Raw genomic sequence first — 1,427 nt, 5'->3', positions numbered from 1 at the left:
CCCCCACCCCGACCATCATCCTTCAACCACTCCTGCACCACACCCAACACCCCACCCACCACAGACCGCACACCCACCACCACACCACCACCACCACCAACGCCAGCACCAGCACCAGCACCAGAAACCCCGCCAGAAACCACATCCACCTCACACACCACCGGACCCGACACCACACCACCCCCCACAAACTCACCCCAACCCGACCACACCACACCCACACCCGCACCCGCACCCGCACCCGCACCCGCACCCGCACCCGCACCCGCCAGCGGACGCCACACCACCTCCCACAACGCACCCGAACCACCCGACGCCCCCAACTGCTCCACCGACACCGGACGGGAGACCAAGGCGCCCACGCTGAGCACCGGTTCTCCCGCGGCGTCCGCGACCAGCACGGACACGCTGTCCTGGCCGGCCGGGGCGATCCTCACCCGGAGTTCCGACGCACCTGCAGCGTGCAGAGCTACGTTCGTCCAGGCGAAGGGCAGAACAGTCGATTCGTCGGTCTGCGAACCGTCATCGATCAGTGCCACATGCATCGCGGAGTCGAGCAACGCAGGGTGCAGGCCGAAGCGCTCGGCGTCAGCGCGGGCCGACTCGGGCAGAGCAACCTCTGCGTAGAGCTCTTCGCCCGAGGTCCAGGCAGCCTTGAGCCCCTGGAAGACCGGACCGTATCCGTAACCTCGCTCCGACAGGAGGTCGTACGCGCCGTTCACGTCGATGGTCGTTGCACCTGGGGGAGGCCACTCCGTGAGCCCTTCGACGGGAGTCTCGGCGCCTGGTGCCAGCACACCTTCCGCGTGCCGGATCCACTGGTTCGGCTCTGCGTCCTCTCCCTGCGAGTACACGCTGACCGAACGCCGACCTGAGGCATCCGCGGCCCCGACGGCGACCTGTACTGCGGTCCCCTCGTGCTCGGGCAGGACGAGCGGAGCCTGAAGCGTCAGCTCTTCCAGGAGGTCACAGCCGACCTGATCTCCCGCTTGGATGGCCAACTCCACGAATGCGGTGCCGGGCAGGAGTACGCTGCCCAGCACTCCGTGATCAGCCACCCAGGCGTGGCTGCCGAGAGCAAGCCGGCCGGTCATGACGATCTCATCGGTGTCAGCATCGGCAAGGAACACGGTGGCGCCCAGAAGCGGATGATCCATATGCCGCAGCCCCAGCCGACTGGGATCGCCACCGGTAGCTTCGGAGTCCAGCCAGAACCTCTCCCGCTGGAAGGCGTAGGTCGGCAGGTCGACCCGGCGGGCACCCGAATCTTCGAAGAACCGGGCCCAGTCCACCGACACCCCCGCCACATGCAGCCGGCCCAGAGCCGACACCGCCGTGGACGCCTCAGGGCGGTTCTTGCGCAGGAACGGAACGAACACCGCGGACTCCGAGACCACCGACTGCTGCGCCATCCCACTCAGCACACC

1 protein-coding gene is annotated in these 1,427 nt (G+C 67.7%); it reads right to left on the bottom strand.

From position 1 onward, the window contains the following. On the bottom strand, positions 1-1,298 hold a 1,298-nt coding region (locus ACFVUT_RS37700; protein ID WP_389661357.1), incomplete at its 3' end, for a polyketide synthase dehydratase domain-containing protein. Positions 1,299-1,427 lie beyond the last annotated feature (129 nt).

The sequence above is a fragment of the Streptomyces sp. NPDC058051 genome (assembly GCF_042885475.1).
Lineage (GTDB): Bacteria > Actinomycetota > Actinomycetes > Streptomycetales > Streptomycetaceae > Streptomyces.
The sequence above is the reverse complement of the archived record's forward strand: the minus strand, read 5'-3'. Positions and strand labels throughout refer to the sequence as shown.